The following is an 18,543-nucleotide window of genomic DNA, read 5'->3' on the forward strand; positions in this document are numbered from 1 at the left end:
ACATTGGCGCGGCCCTGAAATGTACGCGCACAAATCGGATCGAACAATCTTTTTATAGTCCATTAAATGTTCCGCAATCCGCGACAATCGATATTTCGCTGCAATTTTGTGTCGTCGGCGCGACAAATCTGCCGCGGGCACGCCCGTGTCGCGCGCCGACCACACACTGCACCTGCACGCCGTGCTGCGCGCGCGCGGCGGTCGGTTAGAATCCCGTGCAATCAAACAGAAAGCTTCCCTCCGAGGGCAATCGAGCGATGAAGCAGCACGACAAGCACAACAAAGAAACGAACCACACCCACCACACGACCCGGCTGCTCTGGCGCATCGGCGCCGTCGCGGCGCTCGGCGGCGCCGCCGCGCTGTCGCTGCATGCGGGCGCGGCGCGCACGGTGAGCGTGTCGCCGCAAGGCACCGTCACCGAAGTCCGGCAGAGCGTCGTGAAGTTCGACGAACCGATGGTCGCGTTCGGCTCGGCCTCTGCGCCGAATCCGGCGCGCGTGACCTGCAACGATTCGACGGCCGCGCGCGGCTCGGGCCACTGGCTCGACGACAAGACCTGGGTTTACGATTTCGAAAGCGACCTGCCGCCCGGCGTACGCTGCTCGGTCGCGCTCAACGACACGCTGCGCTCGGTCGCCGGCAATGCGGTCAGCGGCCCGCGTCGCTTCACGTTCCAGACGGGCGGCCCGTTCCCGGTGTCGGTGCGCCCCGGCTCCCGCGAGATCGAGGAGCGGCAGGTCTTCGTGATGAAGCTGAACGGCCCGGCCGAGCCGCGTTCGGCGCTCGCGAACATCTGGTGCGAAGCGGCCGGCATCGGCAACCGCATTCCCGTCACGGCGGCCGACGACGAGACGCGCAACGCGCTGCTCGATCATTTCGGGCTGAAGAAGGAGGCCGCGCGCGTGCTGACGCTGTCGTGCTCGCAGGCGCTGCCGGCGAGCGCGAAGATGCAGCTCGTGTACGGCAAGGGCGTCGCGAGCCCGAGCGGCATCGCGAACGAAACCGAACGACGCTTCGATTTCACCGTGCGCGCACCGTTCGCGGCGAGCTTCTCGTGCGAACGCGAGAACGCGAAGGCGCCCTGCACGCCGCTGCGCCCGCTCACGCTGTCGTTCAACGCGCCGATCGCGCGCAAGCAGGCCGAAGCGATCAAGCTGCGCGGCCCCGACGGTTCGCTGTCGCCGACCTTCGCGGCCGACGATCACAGCGAGGAAGTGACGACCGTCACGTTCAACCCGCCGCTGCCCGCGCAGGCGGCTCTCACCGTCGAGCTGCCGTCGGGCCTGCACGACGTGACCGACCGGCCGCTGTCCAACGCGGACCTGTTCCCGCTCGCGACGCGCACCGCGCCGATGCCGCCGCTCGCGAAATTCTCGTCGGGCACCTTCGGAATCGTCGAGCGCTTCGCCGAGCCCGGCACGCCCGCGCTGGTGCCCGTCACGCTGCGCAACGTCGAGGCCGACCTGCATATCGCGGGCCTCAACGCGGGCGGCGCGCAATTCGCGAACCTGAAGGTCGAGAACGACACCGCGATCCGCCAATGGATGCGCACCGTCGATCGCTTCGACAACTGGTCGATGACGGCCGGCTCGGTCGACGACCAGATTCCCGGCCTGCTGGAGCGCAAGGGGCAACGCCCGGTCTACGTGCCGCTCGAGGCCGGCGAAAAGCAGCCCGCGCCGAAGAACCGCCGTATCGACGTGCGCTCGCTGTCGCTGCTCGCGGGCGAGCCCGGCGCGCAGGTGCTGACGCTGCCGAAGGCCGATCCGAAAGCGCTGCGCCCGTTCGAAGTGGTCGGCGTGCCGATCGAGAAACCTGGCTTCTACGTGCTCGAACTCGCGTCGCCCGCGCTCGGCCGCTCGCTGCTCGCGAAGCCGTCGAGCATGTACGTGCGCACCGCCGTGCTCGTCACGAACCTCGGCGTGCACCTGAAACAGGGCCGCGAAAACAACCTCGTGTGGGTCACGACGCTCGACAAGGGCAAGCCGGTGCCGAATGCGCAGATCCGCGTGTCGGACTGCAACGGCGACGAAATCGCGGCCGGCAAGACCGACGCGCAGGGCCTGCTGAAGATCGACGGACCGTTCGAGCCGAAGCGCGAATGCAGCTCGTCGGAACAGCGCTTTAGCGACTACTTCGTGTCGGCGCGCGTCGACGATCCGAAGACGGGCCCCGACATGGCGTTCGTCAGCTCGGGCTGGAACCGCGGGATCGAATCGTGGCGCTTCAACGTGCCGACCGACACCGACAGCGCGCCGACCGTGCGCGCGCATACGGTGTTCGACCGCACGCTGCTGCGCGCCGGCGAAACCGTGTCGATGAAGCATTTCATCCGCACCGAGACGCTGCAGAGCCTCGCGTTCCCGTCGCAATACCCGACGCGCGTGACGATCCGCCATCTCGGCACCGGCCAGACGTACAAACTGCCGCTCACGTGGGCGGCCGACCACAGCGCGGATTCGCAGTTCACGCTGCCGGCCGCCGCGAAGCTCGGCGAATACAGCGTCGAGCTCGAAGGCGGCCCGGACGATGCGCCGAGCGCCACCTACTACAGCGGCAGCTTCCGCGTCGAGGCGTTCCGCCTGCCGGTGCTGAAAGGCTCGATCGGCGCGCGCGACGCGCAGAAGAGCCCGCTCGTCGCCGTGAAGGAAGCGCCGCTCGCGGTGCAGATCGACTACGTGTCGGGCGGCGGCGCATCGAACCTGCCCGTGCAGGTGTCGGCGCTGATGAAGTGGGCATCGCCGCCGTTCGCGGATCGTTTCGAGGATTTCAGCTTCACGCCGTATCGCCCCGACACGAGCGACGGCAATGCCGACGACGATGCGCAGGACGGCGACAACGCGTCGGCGGCGGCGTCGAGCAACGATCCCGACGCGACGAAGCTGATCGCCGACAAGCTGCCGCTGACGCTCGACCGCAACGGCGCGGGCTCGGTCACGCTCAAGGGCCTGCCCGACGTCGACGCACCGAAGCGTATCGCGCTGGAGGCGACGTTCGCGGACCCGAACGGCGAAGTGCAGACGATCCGCGGCGACACGATCCTGTGGCCGGCCGCGGTGGTGGCCGGCATCAAGGCCGGCCGCTGGGTGTCGGTCGGCCAGCGCGTGCCGGTGCAGGCGCTGGCGGTCGACCTGCAGGGCAAGCCGCGCGCGTCGGTGCCGATCGAGATCAAGGGCGTCGCGCGCATCACGACGTCGTCGCGCAAGCGGATGGTCGGCGGCTTCTATGCGTACGACAACAAGAGCGATACGCGCGACCTCGGCGTGCTGTGCTCGGGCAAGACCGACGACAAGGGCCGCATGGCCTGCGACGCGACGCTCGAGCAGGCCGGCAACGTGCAACTGATCGCGGTCGCGAAGGACGGCGACGGCCGAACGTCGAATGCGTCGACGTCGGTATGGGTCACGCGCGAGGACGAGCTCTGGTTCGGCGGCGACAACACCGACCGGATCGACGTGATCCCCGAGAAAACGTCGTACGAACCGGGCGAAACGGCCCGCTTCCAGGTGCGCATGCCGTTCCGCTACGCGACCGCGCTCGTCGCGGTCGAGCGCGGCGGCGTGATGGAAACGCACATCGTCGAGCTGAACGGCAAGAACCCGACCGTCGACCTGAAGGTCGGCGAATCGTGGGGGCCGAACGTCTACGTGTCGGTACTCGCGCTGCGCGGGCGGATTCGCGAGGTGCCGTGGTACTCGTTCTTCACGTGGGGCTGGAAGGCGCCGGTCGAATGGGCGCGCGCGTTCTGGCGCGAAGGCCGCCACTATGAGGCGCCGACCGCGTTCGTCGACCTGTCGAAGCCCGCGTTCCGCTATGGCCTCAGCGAGATCAAGGTCGGCACGGGCGTTCATCGCCTCGGCGTGACCGTGACGACCGACGCGACCCGCTACACGGTACGCAGCAAGGCGCAGGCGCACGTGAAGGTCACGCTGCCGAACGGTCAGCCGGCACCGGCCGGCACGCAGATTGCGATCGCGGCCGTCGACGAGGCGCTGCTCGAACTGATGCCGAACAACAGCTGGGACCTGCTCGACGCGATGCTGCGCCGGCGCGCGTACGGCGTCGAGACGGCCACCGCGCAGATGGAAATCGTCGGCCGCCGCCACTTCGGCCGCAAAGCCGTGCCGGCCGGCGGCGGGGGCGGCAGCGCACCGACCCGCGAGCTGTTCGACACGCTGCTGCTGTGGAACCCGCGCGTGACGCTCGACGCGAACGGCAGCGCAACCGTCGAGGTGCCGCTGAACGACGCGCTCACGCGCTTCCGGATCGTCGCGATCGCGGCGGTCGGCCCCGACCGTTTCGGCACGGGCAGCACGTCGATCCGCAGCACGCAGGATCTGCAACTGATCTCCGGCCTGCCGCCGCTCGTGCGCGAAGGCGACGCGTTCCGTGCGCAGGTCACGCTGCGCAACACGACCGACCGCGCGATGCAGGTCGTCGTGACGCCGCGCGTGACAGGCCTCGACGTCGCACCGCAAACCGTGTCGCTGGCCGCGAATGCGGCGACCGAGGTCGCGTGGACGATCACCGTGCCCGAACAGGCGCTCGATGCGGCCGGTGCGCTGAACTGGCGCATCGAGGCGGCCGAGCAAGGCGGCAAGCGCGCGTCCGACGCGCTGGCCGTCGCGCAGAAGGTCGTGCCCGCGCTGCCGGTGACCGTGCAGCAGGCGACGCTCGCGCAGGTCGACGGCACGCTGACGGTGCCCGTCGCGGCCCCGGCCGGCGCTGTGAGCAACGCACAAGGCGTGCCGCGCGGCGGCATCGCCGTGTCGCTGCAGTCGAAGCTCGCCGACGGCCTGCCCGGCGTGCGGCGCTGGTTCGAACGCTATCCGTATCGCTGCCTCGAACAGCAGACGTCGCGTGCGATCGGGCTGCGCGACCCCGCGCAATGGCAGGCGCTGATCGCGCGCATGCCCGTCTATCTCGACAGCGACGGGCTGGCGAGCTACTTCCCGCCGTCGTCCGACGATTCGCATCATGGCAGCCCGACGCTGTCGTCGTATCTTCTCGTGGTGTCCGACGAAGCCAGCCGCCTCGATCCGCGCTTCGCGCTGCCGGAAGACCTGCGCACGCAGCTCGAGGCCGGGCTCGCGCGCTTCGTCGACGGCCGCCTCGAGCGCAACGCGTGGGCGCCGCGCCAGGATCGCGACCTGCGCAAGCTCGCCGCGATCGAGGCGCTGTCGCGCTACGGCGCCGCGCAGGGCCGCATGCTCGGTTCGATCGAGATCGCGCCGAACCAGTGGCCGACCTCGGCGGTGATCGACTATCACGCGATCCTCACGCGCGTGAAGGACATCCCGCAACGCGACGAGAAACGCGCGCAGGTCGACCAGATCCTGCGGGCGCGCCTGACTTACCAGGGCACGCAACTCGTGTTCTCGACCGCGCGCGACGACGACCTGTGGTGGCTGATGACCAGCAACGAGACCAACGCCGCGCGCCTCGCGCTGGAATTCGCGGGCGACCCGGCATGGAAGGACGAAATGCCGCGCGTGACCGCCGGCCTGCTCGCGCTGCAACGTCAAGGCGCATGGCAGACGACGACGTCGAACGCACTCGGCCTGCTCGCAGTCGAGCGCTTCTCGCGGACCTACGAGAGCACGCCGGTCGCCGGCGCGACGAAGGTGGCGCTGGGCGGCGACGAGCGTTCGATCTCGTGGTCGCAAGCGGCATCGGCCGCGCCCGCCGATGCGCCTGCGTCGGCCACGCCGGCGACCCGCGCGGCCGCCGCGCGCAGCGTGCTGATGCCGTGGCCGCGTGCGTCGCAGGGGCCGGCCACGCTGTCGGTCACGCAGGACGGCACGGGCCGCCCGTGGGCCACGGTCGAAAGCCTCGCGGCGGTGCCGCTGCGCGCGCCGTTCGCGGCCGGCTACCGGATCACGAAAACCGTCACGCCCGTGTCGCCAGCCGTCAAGGGTGTGCTCACGCGCGGCGACGTCGTGCGCGTCCATCTCGACATCGACGCGCAGAGCGACATGACGTGGGTCGCCGTCAACGATCCGATTCCGGCCGGCGCGACGATCCTCGGGTCGGGCCTCGGCCGCGATTCCGAAGCCGCGACGCAGGGCGAGAAAACCCCCGACGGCGCGTGGCCGGCGTTCATCGAGCGCGACTTCGACGGCTATCGCGCGTACTACGACTATTTGCCGAAGGGCAAATTCTCGGTCGAGTACACGGTGCGGCTGAACAACGTCGGCACGTTCGGATTGCCGCCGACGCGCGTCGAGGCGCTGTATGCGCCGTCCGTGTACGGTTTGTGGCCGAACCCGCCGATGACCGTGAAGCCGGCCGACGCGGGCAAGTAACCGGGCAAGCGATGATCGATCTGGCTTTGCCGCGGCCGGCGCGTTTCGCCGGCCGCGTATTCGTCGCCGTCGTGCTGGCCGCGCCGCTCGTCGCGCATGCGCTGCCCGGCTACGACGACGTGCGCCGCAACTGGCGCAGCTCCGACTGGGTGCTGCTCGCGCGCGACGGCACGCCGCTGCAGCGTACGCGCATCGACCGCACCGAACGGCGCGGCGACTGGGTGTCGCTCGCCGACGTATCGCCCGCGTTCCGCGAGGCGATCGTCGTGTCCGAGGACAAGCGCTTCTACGAACACAGCGGCGTCGACTGGCGCGGGATTGCCGGCGCGGCATGGGGCAACCTGTGGAACGAGCGCACGCGCGGCGCGTCGACCGTGACGATGCAGCTCGCGGGCCTGCTCAGCGATTCGCCGCGCCGCTCGGGCCAGCGCTCGCTGCCGCAAAAGGCCACGCAGGCCGTGAACGCGCTGTGGCTCGAACGCAGCTGGCGCAAGGACCAGATCCTCGAGGCGTACCTGAACCTGGTGCCGTTTCGCGGCGAGACGATCGGGCTCGGCGCGCTGTCGCAGGTGCTGTTCGGCAAGGCGCCGTCGGGCCTCGACGCGCGCGAGGCCGCGATCGCCGCCGCACTCGTGCGTGCGCCCAACGCGGCGCCCGCGAAGATCGCCGAACGCGCGTGCCGGATCCTGCGCGACATGCAGGCCGCGCAGGCGTGCGCATCGCTCGACGGCTACGTGCAGCTCGTCACCGCGCGCCCGGCCAACGCCGTACGCGACGACGGCGCCGCCCTCGCCCCGCATTTCGCGCGACGCATCGCGGCCGAGGTCAAGCCGGCGGCCGGCGCGCAGATCCGCACGACGCTCGATGCGCCGCTGCAGCGCTTCGCGCGCGACACGCTGATGCGCGCGCTGACCGAACTGAACGCACCCGCGCATCGGCGCAACGTGCAGGACGGCGCGGTCGTCGTGATCGACAACGCGACCGGCGAGATCCGCGCGTGGGTTGGCTCGTCGGGGGCGCTGTCGAGCGCGCGCGACGTCGATGCCGTGCTCGCGCCGCGCCAGGCCGGCTCGACGCTCAAGCCGTTCCTCTATGCGCAGGCGATCGACGAGAAGCGGCTGACTGCCGCGTCGCTGCTCGACGACGCGCCGATCAACCTCGCCGCCGGCGGCGGCCTCTACATTCCGCAGAACTACGACAAGGATTTCAAGGGCTGGGTGAGCGTGCGCAGCGCGCTCGGCGGCTCGCTGAACGTGCCGGCCGTGCGCACGCTGGTGCTCGTCACGCCGCACCGCTTCGCGCGCACGCTGACCGCGCTCGGCCTGCCGCTCGCGCAGGAAGGCGATTACTACGGCTTCAGCCTGGCGCTCGGGAGTGCGGACGTCACGCTGCTGTCGCTGACCAATGCATACCGCGCGCTCGCGAACGGCGGCGTCGCGCGCAAGGTCGTCGACCTGCCCGCCACGGCGCCGACGCCGGCATCCGGCGCCTCGGCGCCCGCGCGGATGGACGCCGGCACGCGCGTGTTCAGCGACGCGGCCAGCTTCGTCGTCACCGACATCCTGTCCGACAACAACGCACGCGTGCGCACGTTCGGCTTCGACAACCCGCTCGCGACGCGCTTCTTCTCGGCGGTCAAGACCGGCACGAGCAAGGACATGCGCGACAACTGGACGATCGGTTTCACGTCGCGCTATACGGTCGGCGTGTGGGTCGGCAATGCGGACGGCTCGCCGATGTGGGACGTGTCGGGCGTCACGGGCGCGTCGCCCGTGTGGTCGGCCGTCGTCGGCTACCTGCATCGCGACCTGCCGAGCCGTGCGCCGCGCGCGCCGGCCGGCGTCGAGACGCGCCGCATCGCGTTCGAGCGCGACATCGAGCCGGCCCGCAACGAATGGTTCATCGCGGGCACGGCGGTCGACACGATCCGGCTCGCGGCGCCCGTCGCGCCAGGCAAGGACGGTGCGCGTGCGCCGCTGACGATCGGCGCGCCGACCGACGGCACGATCTTCGCGATCGACCCCGACATTCCGCCGAAGAACCAGCGGATCTGGTTCGAGCGATCGGCCGGGCACGCGACGAAGTTCGCGTGGCGGCTCGACGACAAGGTGATCGGCCATGCCGATCGCGTCGCGTGGCTGCCGTGGCCGGGCCGACACCGGCTCGAACTCGTCGATGCGCGCGGCAACGTCGCCGACGCGATCGGCTTCGAGGTGCGCGGCGCGTTCGCGAAGCCGGGTGCGCGCAAGCGGTGAGGCGGTGAGGCGGTCTTATCGGCCGGCCGTATTCGCTTTCCCCGGATCACGACATAGAATGACAACAGCGCCGCATTCCCCCACGCGCACCGGTTGCCTCATTCTCTCGGATTGCCCGCGACCATGAACATTCGCCTTACGCGCTTCACCCGCCCCGCGCTGGGCGTTTTGTGCGTCGCAACGCTCGCCGCCCTCCCCGCCTGCAACGGCGAGGCCTGCTTCGGCGTCGACGCGTGCTTCAACGACAACACGCAAACCGTCTCGCTGTCGGGCACGGCCGCGACGGGCGACGCGCTCGCGAGCGCGCAAGTCACGGTCAACTGCGCGGCGGGCTCGGCAACGACGCTGACGGACGGCGGCGGCAACTACCATGTGACGCTCAACGCGGCGCTGCCATGCGTGATCACCGTGGCGTCGGGCGGCGCGAGCCTGCATTCGCTCGCCTATGCGGGCGGCACCTTCAACACAACGCCCGAGACCGAGCTGATGCTCGTCTATCTCGCGGCGCAACTCGGGACGAACACGGCCGGGCTGATCGGCAATTTCCAGGGCACCCTGCGCTACCAGCGGGCGATGAACAGCCCGGACACCGTGCAGGCCGCGCAATCGGCCGTGGTGACGAACCTGCAGCAGCGCTATGCGGTCACGCTCGCCGCGCCGGCGTTCCTGACCACGTCGTTCGTGGTCGGGCAACCGGGCGTCGACAGCGATCTCGTCGCGCTGGGCAAAGCCGGGGCGATCGATTCGAACGGACTGCCGGATCCGGTGGCCGTGTCGCTGTTGCAGCAGGCCGGGGCCGCCCATCCGCTGTAAGCGATGCGAGGGGGACGAGAATCGACCGTCAGGCGCCGGCTTCGTGCGCGTCGTCGGCCAGCAACGCCCAACGCTCGTGGTCGCGCCATTCGCCGCCGATGCGCAGATAGCGCGGCGAAAATCCCTCTTGCCGGAAACCGAGCCGTCGAACCAGCGCGATCGACGCATGGTTGCCGGGCTGGATGTTCGCTTCGAGCCGGTGCAGCCCGAGTTCGCCGAACGCGACGTCGATCGCCGCGCGCAACGCGTCCGTCATCAGCCCCTTGCGGCTGAAATCCGCCATTCCGTAGTACGCAAGATAAGCGCTCTGAAACACCCCGCCGACGATCTCGTTGAGATTCACCACGCCGACCACCGCGCCCGACGCCCGCTCGCGCGCGACCAATCCGACGTTCGGCCCCGTCAGGCAGCGGGCGAACCATTGATCGAACCCGGCCTGGTCGATGAACGAATCGACCCACGGCAGATGATGGCTCCGGTTCGCGCGGTTGCCGGCGATCAGATCGGCGGCGTCGGACCGGGCGACGCGATTCAGCAGGATCCGGTTCATGAGTCGATCACCATCCGCGCTTACGCCGCCTCCCCCCGCCCGCACACCACCGGCGCCGCCTGCTGCTGCGACAGATACCGCAGCAGCTTCGTCACCATCCACACGACGATGAACGACAACGCGACGAAGAACACCGCGAGCGGCGTCAGCACGTGAATCGACACGAAACCGGCCAGACCCATCATCGCGGACGACACGAGCAGCAGCGCACAGCCGAGAATCGCGCTCGTCAGGCCGGCGATATGCGGAAACAGCGAATTGCCCTTGGCCATCAGCGTCGGATACATCGCGCCCGCGCAGAAGCCCATCACGAGCACCGGCGTCGCGAGCGTCCACACGCGCAGGCCGACGGTCAGCGCCAGCACCAGCATCGCGATCGACGCGCCCGCCATCACGCGCGCGCCGATACGCAGCCGTTGCTCGGCGCTCGGCAGCCCGCGGCCGTGAATCCGGTTCGACAGGCCGCCGAGGAAATACATGAGGCCGATGCCGAGCGCGAGATACCCGAAGAAGGTCGGCGGCTTGTGCAGCGTGGTCTGCACCATGAACGGCCCGACGATGTTGAACACCAGCAGGATGCTGTAGCACAGCCCCTGGGCGAGGAAACAGCTCTGGAACACCGGGCTCGCCAGCACCTTGCCCGTGTTCGCCATCAACGTGCGCGGCTCGAGATGCACGGGCCTCGGCAAGGTTTCGCGGTAGCGCCACAGCAGCGCCCACATCGCCAGCGAGTAGACCAGCAGGAACACGAGGCATGCGCGCCAGCCGAACCATTCCTGCAGGTGCGCGCCGATCACCGGCGCGATGATCGGCGCGAGCCCCCACGCGATCGACATGTAGGTGAACGCGTGCATCAACGCCTGGCCGGAGAACGAATCGGTGATGATCGCCTTCGCCAGCAGGTTGGTGGTCGCGATTCCGAAGCCCTGCAGGCAGCGCGCGAGTATGAACGTCTCGAGGTTCGACGCGCCCAGCGACAGCAGACAGCCGATCGTGTAGATCACGAGCCCGAACGCAAGCACGCGCTTGCGTCCGTAGGCGTCCGCGATCGGCCCGAAGATCAACTGGCCGAGCGCGTAGGCCGCCATGTAGCCGGACACGCTCGACTGGATCGCCTGCGGCGTGGTCGCGAACGAACGGGCCATGTCGGGCAGCGCGGGCACGTAGATATCGATCGCGAGCTGGCCGGCGGACGCGAACAGGCAGATCAGGAACAGCAGGAAGCGCGGCGAATTCGACTCGCGCGCGGGAGTGGGCGTGGCGTTCATGAGGACCGGGAAGGAGGTCGGGCAGCAGTGCCGCACCGCAGTGTTCGGATGTCGAACATGCGTGCGGTAGTGGCGAATTCCGTATTGTGCCCGTTGTTGCACCGGGCGACAGGATTACCCTGGCGCGGGCGAGGTTGAATGCCGATGGCGGCGCATCATGGAATGCGCGGATCGGGCCGACCGACGGCAGTTTTAATGTTGATTTAAGCCGACGGTCGCATTGTCTCGGATGGCTCATTCCGTGAGCCGTACGTCATTGTTGATTCAGTCTCGTTTGATGGAGATACGAAGATGCGATTCCGTTCGTATATGGCGGCGGGCGCGCTGGCGCTGGTGCCCGTGTTCGCGCTGGCCGGGCAGGCCGGCGCGGCGGCGGCCGCCCAACCGATGCTCGTCAATGTCGACGGGCAGGCCGTGCCCGTGAAAGCCGAAACGCGCGTCGTCCAGACGGCCGTCGGCCCGATGAAGGTCAGCACGTGGCGCTGGCGTAGCCCGCAAGGCGGCGCGAGCTTCGAGATGCAGACGTCGTCGTCGGGCGGCGTGCCGCCCGCGGCGGCGTTGCGGCAAATACAGGCCGCGCAGTACCGGATGCAGGCGGCGCAGGCGCAGATGGTCGCGATGCAGCAGCAGATGATGGCGCTGCAGCACATTGCGCTCGCCAACGCGTTCGCGATGCCGATGCCGCAGCCCGTCGGGTTCGCGATACCGGCGTGGGTCGCTCCCCAACCGGTGCTCGTCATCGCCCCGGCACGGCCGCCGATGCCGTCGGCGGCACCGGCCGCACCCGCCGCGCGCGGCCCGGAGATCAAGGCCTGACGCGCTTCGCGCCGCTCGGCGCTCTGCGCTCGAACCGCCGGCACCTGCCGGCGGTTTTTCGTTGCGACGGCCGAATCAGTACTGCGCCTGATCTGTCGGATTCCTGAACAGCTGCTTCATCTCCGCCGACAGCGGATAGTTGAGGCTCACGCCCTTCGGCGGAATCGGCTGCATGAACCACTGGTCGTACAGCTTCTCGGCCGCGCCCGAGGTTTGCATCTTCGCGATCACGCCGTCGACCACTTGCTTGAACGCCGGATCGTCCCTGCGCATCATGCACGCGTAATTTTCGTGGACGAGCGGCGTGCCCGCGACCGTATACGCACCCGGATTGCGGTCCTTCGCGATCTCGCCGTACAGCAGCGGTTCGTCCATCACGAACGCGACCGCGCGCCCGGTCGTGACGTTCATGAACGCTTCGGCATGATCCTTCGCGCTGATGATCGTCATGTTCATCGCCTTCTCTTCGTTGAGCTTGCGCAGCAGACGCTCGTCCGACGTGCCGGCCGTCGTCGCGACCGTCTTGCCGGCCAGGTCCGCGAAGTCCTTCACGCCCGAATCCTTGCGCGTGCTGAAACGGATGCCGTACAGAAAGATGCTGTTCGAGAACGCGGCCTGCCTTTGCCGTTCGAGCGTATTCGTCGTCGATCCGCATTCGAAGTCGATCGTCCCGTTCTGCAGCAGCGGAATCCGGTTCTGCGACGTGATCGGGATTTCCTTCACCGCGAGGTTCGGCAGGTTCAGATCGGTCTTCAACCGGTCGATGATGCGCGACGCGATGTCGCGCGAATAGCCGATGTTCTTCTGCTGGTTGTCCGAATACGAGAACGGCACCGACGATTCGCGGATACCCAGCGACACGACGCCCGTGTCCTTGATCTTCTTCAGCGTACCGGTGAGAGCCTGCGCGTGCGCGGTGCCCGCCAGCGCGCACGCGAGCGCAACGGCCAGCCAACGAAAGCGGCGATCCATGCTTTTCTCCTGACGAAACGTTGATCGAATCGCGATCGTACGCCCAACAAAATTCGCGCCGCATCGGGGAAAGCGTCAAGCGGCCGCTGTCGCGGCCTCACCGAGAAAATCGTTTCCGCGGCGCGCAAAAGCGCCTGTGCCGAACGTTTCGCCGGGTCGACCGCCTGCAATCTTGCACCCGATGAACAGATCACTCGTTCCAAACGCGCGTTCATGCTGCAAGACAGCATCGCAATCGTTTGCGTCTCGCCCCTTTTTCACACAAAACATATTCAAGAAGCCGCCTCATCAGCCGTTACCCAATGCATGGCGCGTCGCAGCAGCGCTGCGTGCGCCGAACAAAAACAAGGTCCGGTGTGCGCCGGACCAGGCACCACCGCCGGCACGACGGTTATCTTCGAGGATCGACTTTCAACATGAAAGCCAAACGCTTCAATTTCGCGCTGGCGCGCCCCGCCCATGCGCGCATGCTCGCCGGTATGCTGTCCGCCGCCGCTCTCCTGCCCCTCGCCGGTTGCGGCGGAGGCGGCGGCGACGGCAGCAACCCTTCTTCGTCCAACGCGTCCCCCGCACCGACACCGGCCCCCGCTCCGACGCCCGCTCCCGCACCCACCCCGACCGCCCCGCCCACATCGTCCGGCGGCAATGCGTGCACGTCGCAGCAGGCCGCCGTACAGATGGCCGCGCAGACCGCACCGGTCGAGCCGCCGGTCGATCACCTCATCGTCAAGCTGAAAACGCTGACGGCCACGCGCGCGATGGCGACCATCGACAACGGCTCGCGACTCGATGCGGTGATCCAGCGTGCAATGACGCGCTGGACGGCGCCCGTGACCGGCAACGCACGCGCGTACGCGAGCACGGTCGGGCAAACGCCGGTGAACGTGCAGGTCGAACGAACGATCTCGAGCGGCGCGGCCGTGCTGTCGCTCGGTCAGCGCATGGCCGCCGCCGATGCCGCCGCGCTCGCCCAGGCGTTCGCGGCCGACAGCGATGTCGACTACGCGGAGCCGGATCACCCGATGCAGATCCGCGACACGCCGAGCGATCCGCTCTACAACCAGCAGTGGTACCTGTCCGACCCGGCCGCCGGCATCGACCTGCCACCGGCGTGGAACGTGACCAAGGGTTCGCCGACCGTCGTCACGGCCGTGCTCGATACCGGCTATCGGCCGCACGGCGATCTCGTCGGCAACCTGCTGTCCGGCTACAGCTTCATCAGCAACGTCAACACCAGCAACAACGGCTTGACGCGCGGCCCGGACGCAACCGATCCGGGCGACTGGGTCACGCAGCAGGAAATCGACAACGTCAACGGCCCGTACTATCACTGCGCAAGCCAGCCGAGCAACAGCAGCTGGCACGGCACGCGCGTGATGGGCGTGATCGGCGCGACCGCCAACAACGGCACCGGCGTCGCCGGCGTATCGTGGCTCGGCCAGATCCTGCCCGTGCGCGTACTCGGCAAGTGCGGCGGCGTGACGAGCGACATCGCGGACGGCATGCGCTGGGCAGCCGGCATCAACGTCGTCGGCGTACCGACGAACCCGCGGCCGGCGAAGATCATCAACCTGAGCCTCGGCGGGGTCGGCGCCTGCAGCACGACGTTCCAGCAGGCGATCGACGACGTGACCGCGAAGGGCGTGACCGTGGTCGTCGCGGCCGGCAACGACGGCCTGTCGACCGGGCTCGACCAGCCCGCGAACTGCCGCGGCGTGATCACCGTCGCCGCGACCGACGCGACGGGCCGCCGCGCGTCGTTCAGCAACTTCGGCGCCGACGTCGCGCTGAGCGCGCCGGGCGTCAACATCCTGTCGACGTCGAACACCGGCACGACGACGCCGGGCTCGGACACCTATGGCCCCGCGAACGGCACCAGCCTCGCGGCGCCGCAGGTGACGGGGGTCGCCGCGCTGATGCTGTCGGTGAACGGCAACCTCACGCCCGCGCAGATCCTGCAGAAGCTGCAAGGCGGCACGCGCGCGGCGAAGCTCGCGGCCGGCACGTCGTGCACCGCGCTGCCCGCAGGCTCGGGCATCCTCGATGCAGGGGCCGCCGTCGCGACTGCGAACCAGTAACCGGCGCCTCGTTCGACACGGCCGCGCGCATGCCGACATGGGATGCGCGCGGCTGCTTCGTGACGGGCTGTCGCACACGCCTGCGAACGCGCACTGGCGCGATCGAGTATCTCGAAATAACGCCTGACAAAAGGGTTGACGCTTCGCACAGCGAGCCATTACCATCGCCCCCGTCTAGTTACATGGAGTGTTCTGTGAACACCGATGCGAGTTGTAGTTGGTGCATCACCAACTTGACTGCTGCCTGAGGAAAACGCGCAGAGCCTCGTCTTCTGCCGCATCCCGGGAAGCAGGATGCGGCGCCCTTCCGGCCTGACTATCGGCCAGATCTCCCGCCCGAATTTTCGATGTTGTCGAATGCACGCGACGCGCCGTCGTGCGCGTGCGTTCGCGTTGCGCGCGGCGCCAGCCGCGTGCGCCCGCCGTTCGCGTGCCGTCCGGCCGCGCGCCTCGTTGCGCGCGCCGCTGCCGATCGCCCGTGCCGACTATCCGTAACCGACAGGAGTGCAGATGAACTCAGACGACAGTAGTCGATTACCGCTCGCCGGTGCAACGCTGCGCATCGACACGCCGTCCGCATGCTGCGCGCCGGCGAGCGTTCCCGCCTTTACCGACCCACAGCCGATCGCGCCTGACGCGACGCGGCGGGGAGCGCTCGTGCGTCGATAACGTCACGGCCGCTCCCCGCCCGCCGCCTCGTGCGCAAGGAGCGACTCATGACGACACGACACAACACCTCGCACAAGAAACAGCGCGGCTTCATCAAGGCCGGCGCAGGCCAGCAGAACGACCCGCGCATCATGCGCGCCGCGCAGGAAGCGGCCCGCCCGCTCGAAGACACGCTGAAGTCGCTGCGCACCAGCACACGCGGCCTGACCTACGACCAGGCCGCCGACCGCCTGCAACGCTACGGCCCGAACGAAATCGCGCACGACAAACCGCCGCACTGGACCCGCCAGTTGCTGCTCTCGTTCCACAACCCGTTCGTCTACGTGCTGCTGGTGCTGGCCGCCATCAGCTTCTGCACCGACGTCTACTTTGCGGCGCCCGACGATCGCGATTACGTCGGCATGACCATCCTGCTGACGATGGTCACGATCAGCGCGCTGCTGCGCTTCGTGCAGGAATTCCGTTCGCTGCGCGCGGCCGAGAAGCTCAAGGCGATGGTCCGCACGACGGCGACCGTGCAGCGCGCGGTGACCGACACGTCGGAGCCGGCGCGCCGCGAGGTGCCGATGCGCGAAGTGGTGACGGGCGACATCGTGCATCTTTCCGCCGGCGACATGATCCCCGCCGACGTGCGGCTGCTCGCGTCGCGCGACCTGTTCATCAGCCAGGCCGTGCTGACCGGCGAGGCGCTGCCCGTCGAGAAGTACGACACGCTCGGCGCGGTGGCCGGCAAATCCGCGAGCACGCATGCAGCCGGCGCGGCGAACGACGCACCGGCATCGCTGCTCGATCTCGAGAACGTCTGCTTCATGGGCACCAACGTCGTCAGCGGCACGGCGACGGCCGTCGTCGTCGCGACCGGCGAAGATACGTACTTCGGCTCGCTCGCGCGCAACGTCGTGAGCCACAAGCGCATCGAGACGAGCTTCGACCGCGGCGTCGCGAGCGTGAGCTGGCTGCTGATCAAGTTCATGTTCGTGATGGTGCCGATCGTATTCATGATCAACGGCCTGACCAAGGGCGACTGGCTGAGCGCCCTCACGTTCGCGCTCGCGGTGGCCGTCGGCCTCACGCCCGAGATGCTGCCGATGATCGTCAGCGCGAACCTCGCGCGCGGCGCGGTCGCGATGGCGCGCCGCAAGGTCGTCGTCAAGCGGCTGAACTCGGTGCAGAACTTCGGCGCGATGGACGTGCTGTGCACCGACAAGACCGGCACGCTCACGCAGGACAAGATCATCCTCGAACACCACCTCGACCTGTCCGGCCACAAGAACGAGGACATCCTGCGGCTCGGCTGGCTGAACAGCTTCCACCAGAGCGGCCAGAAGAACCTGATCGACATCGCGGTCGTCGCGCGCGCCGACGAGATCGGCGACCGCGTGAAGCCGCGGGGTTACAAGAAAATCGACGAACTGCCGTTCGATTTCGTGCGGCGGCGCCTGTCGGTCGTCGTCGAGGATACGCACGGCACGCATCTGCTGATCTGCAAGGGCGCGGTCGAGGAAATGCTGGCGGTGTCCACGCACGTGCAGGATGAAGACGGCGTGCGCCCGCTCGACTTCGTCGCCCGCAAGCGGCTGCTCGAACAGGCCACCGCGTACAACGAGGACGGCTTCCGCGTGCTCGTGCTCGCGACGCGCACGATCCCGCGCGGCGACGAACGCGCGCAATACCGCACCGCCGACGAGCGCGACCTCGTCGTGCGCGGCTTCCTGACCTTCCTCGATCCGCCGAAGGAATCGGCCGCGCCGGCGCTCGCCGCGCTGCGCGAGAACGGCGTCGCGGTGAAGGTGCTGACGGGCGACAACCCGACCGTCACGATGAAGGTGTGCCGCCAGGTCGGCCTCGAGCCGGCCAAGCCGATGCTCGGCACCGAGATCGAAGCGCTCGACGATGCAACACTTGCGCAGGCGGTCGAACGCACGACCGTGTTCGCGAAGCTCACGCCGCTGCAGAAGGCGCGCATCGTCAAGGCGCTGCAGGCGAACGGCCACACGGTCGGCTTCCTCGGCGACGGCATCAACGACGCGCCCGCGCTGCGCGACGCGGACGTCGGCATCTCGGTCGACAGCGGCGCCGATATCGCAAAGGAAACCGCCGACATCATCCTGCTCGAAAAGAGCCTGATGGTGCTGGAGGAAGGCGTGATCAAGGGCCGCGAGACGTTCGGCAACATCCTGAAGTACCTGAACATGACCGCCAGCTCGAACTTCGGCAACGTGTTCTCGGTGCTCGTCGCCAGCGCGTTCCTGCCGTGGGAGCCGATGCTCGCGACGCAGCTGCTCGTGCTGAACCTGATCTACGACACGTCGCAGATGCTGCTGCCGTGGGACAAGATGGATCCCGAGTTCCTGAAGAAGCCGCGCAAGTGGGAAGCCGGCAACATCGGCCGCTTCATGCTGTGGGTCGGGCCGACGTCGTCGGTATTCGACATCACGACGTACATCCTGATGTGGACCGTGTTCGGGGCGGGCGCGCTGTATCACCTGAACGGCGGCGCGAGCGGCCAGATCGTGATGAATTCGGGCTGGTTCATCGAGAGCCTCGTATCGCAGACGCTCGTCGTGCACCTGCTGCGCACGCAGAAGATCCCGTTCCTGCAGAGCACCGCGTCGCTGCCGGTGCTGCTGTCGACCGTCACCGCGATCGCGATCGGCTGCTGGCTGCCGTTCTCGCCGTTCGCGGACGCGATCGGCTTCATGCACCTGCCGGGCACCTACTGGCTCTGGCTCGCCGCGACGATGGTCGGCTACATCGTGCTCGCGCAAATCGTCAAGACGATCTACGTGCGTCGCTACAAGCAGTGGTTCTGAT

The 18,543-nt window shown here is 68.3% G+C and carries 10 protein-coding genes; 7 read left to right on the forward strand and 3 right to left on the reverse strand.

The features are described 5' to 3' along the window. The first annotated feature begins 257 nt into the window (after window positions 1-257). From HWX76_RS10200 to HWX76_RS10210, 3 genes are all read left to right on the forward strand, one after another. Entirely contained in the window at window positions 258-6,308 is a 6,051-nt protein-coding gene (locus HWX76_RS10200) for an MG2 domain-containing protein (RefSeq protein WP_050012793.1), read from the forward strand. Window positions 6,309-6,319: 11 nt separating this feature from the next. After that, window positions 6,320-8,563 carry a penicillin-binding protein 1C gene (gene pbpC, locus HWX76_RS10205; protein ID WP_176015773.1) on the forward strand — a complete coding sequence of 748 codons (2,244 nt, stop codon included), beginning with the start codon at window positions 6,320-6,322 and terminating at the stop codon, window positions 8,561-8,563. 123 nt (window positions 8,564-8,686) lie between these two features. Continuing rightward, window positions 8,687-9,376 carry a hypothetical protein gene (locus tag HWX76_RS10210; RefSeq protein WP_124631076.1) on the forward strand — a complete coding sequence of 230 codons (690 nt, stop codon included), beginning with the start codon at window positions 8,687-8,689 and terminating at the stop codon, window positions 9,374-9,376. 28 nt (window positions 9,377-9,404) lie between these two features. On the opposite strand, the gene HWX76_RS10215 is transcribed toward HWX76_RS10210, so the two are convergent. Next, window positions 9,405-9,926, reverse strand: a complete 522-nt coding sequence (locus HWX76_RS10215; protein WP_089489434.1) for a GNAT family protein — start codon at window positions 9,924-9,926, stop codon at window positions 9,405-9,407. A gap of 20 nt (window positions 9,927-9,946) precedes the next feature. Then, a complete protein-coding gene (locus HWX76_RS10220) occupies window positions 9,947-11,194 on the reverse strand; it encodes a multidrug effflux MFS transporter (RefSeq protein WP_050012797.1) in 1,248 nt (415 codons plus the stop codon). A gap of 291 nt (window positions 11,195-11,485) precedes the next feature. Here HWX76_RS10220 and HWX76_RS10225 point away from each other — a divergent pair, with 291 nt between their 5' ends. Beyond that, on the forward strand, window positions 11,486-12,010 hold the full coding sequence (locus HWX76_RS10225; RefSeq protein WP_176015774.1) for a hypothetical protein: 525 nt from the start codon (window positions 11,486-11,488) through the stop codon (window positions 12,008-12,010). Window positions 12,011-12,085: 75 nt separating this feature from the next. On the opposite strand, the gene HWX76_RS10230 is transcribed toward HWX76_RS10225, so the two are convergent. After that, window positions 12,086-12,982: a glutamate/aspartate ABC transporter substrate-binding protein gene (locus HWX76_RS10230; protein WP_089489435.1), complete on the reverse strand. Its 897-nt coding sequence runs from the start codon at window positions 12,980-12,982 to the stop codon at window positions 12,086-12,088. Between the two features lie 213 nt (window positions 12,983-13,195). Here HWX76_RS10230 and HWX76_RS10235 point away from each other — a divergent pair, with 213 nt between their 5' ends. The 3 genes from HWX76_RS10235 (at window position 13,196) to mgtA (ending at window position 18,542) form a co-directional block, all read left to right on the forward strand. Continuing rightward, window positions 13,196-13,402, forward strand: coding sequence for a hypothetical protein (locus HWX76_RS10235; protein ID WP_124631073.1), 207 nt, complete (start codon window positions 13,196-13,198; stop codon window positions 13,400-13,402). Next, window positions 13,399-15,060, forward strand: coding sequence for a S8 family peptidase (locus tag HWX76_RS10240; protein WP_124653196.1), 1,662 nt, complete (start codon window positions 13,399-13,401; stop codon window positions 15,058-15,060). The genes HWX76_RS10235 and HWX76_RS10240 overlap by 4 nt, the downstream gene beginning before the upstream one ends. A gap of 716 nt (window positions 15,061-15,776) precedes the next feature. After that, the gene (gene mgtA / locus HWX76_RS10245; protein ID WP_089489756.1) at window positions 15,777-18,542 is read left to right on the forward strand and encodes a magnesium-translocating P-type ATPase; all 2,766 of its coding nucleotides are present in this window, start codon (window positions 15,777-15,779) and stop codon (window positions 18,540-18,542) included. Window position 18,543 lies beyond the last annotated feature (1 nt).

It is taken from the genome of Burkholderia sp. BCC0398 (genome assembly GCF_902833245.1).
Lineage (GTDB): Bacteria > Pseudomonadota > Gammaproteobacteria > Burkholderiales > Burkholderiaceae > Burkholderia > Burkholderia sola.

Coding starts and splice junctions, on each gene's coding strand:
- HWX76_RS10220 (WP_050012797.1), bottom strand. CDS start 11,194: ATGAACGCCACGCCCACTCCCGCGCGCGAGTCGAATTCGCCGCGCTTC.
- mgtA (WP_089489756.1), top strand. CDS start 15,777: ATGACGACACGACACAACACCTCGCACAAGAAACAGCGCGGCTTCATC.
- HWX76_RS10215 (WP_089489434.1), bottom strand. CDS start 9,926: ATGAACCGGATCCTGCTGAATCGCGTCGCCCGGTCCGACGCCGCCGAT.
- HWX76_RS10235 (WP_124631073.1), top strand. CDS start 13,196: ATGCTGCAAGACAGCATCGCAATCGTTTGCGTCTCGCCCCTTTTTCAC.
- pbpC (WP_176015773.1), top strand. CDS start 6,320: ATGATCGATCTGGCTTTGCCGCGGCCGGCGCGTTTCGCCGGCCGCGTA.
- HWX76_RS10210 (WP_124631076.1), top strand. CDS start 8,687: ATGAACATTCGCCTTACGCGCTTCACCCGCCCCGCGCTGGGCGTTTTG.
- HWX76_RS10225 (WP_176015774.1), top strand. CDS start 11,486: ATGCGATTCCGTTCGTATATGGCGGCGGGCGCGCTGGCGCTGGTGCCC.
- HWX76_RS10240 (WP_124653196.1), top strand. CDS start 13,399: ATGAAAGCCAAACGCTTCAATTTCGCGCTGGCGCGCCCCGCCCATGCG.
- HWX76_RS10200 (WP_050012793.1), top strand. CDS start 258: ATGAAGCAGCACGACAAGCACAACAAAGAAACGAACCACACCCACCAC.
- HWX76_RS10230 (WP_089489435.1), bottom strand. CDS start 12,982: ATGGATCGCCGCTTTCGTTGGCTGGCCGTTGCGCTCGCGTGCGCGCTG.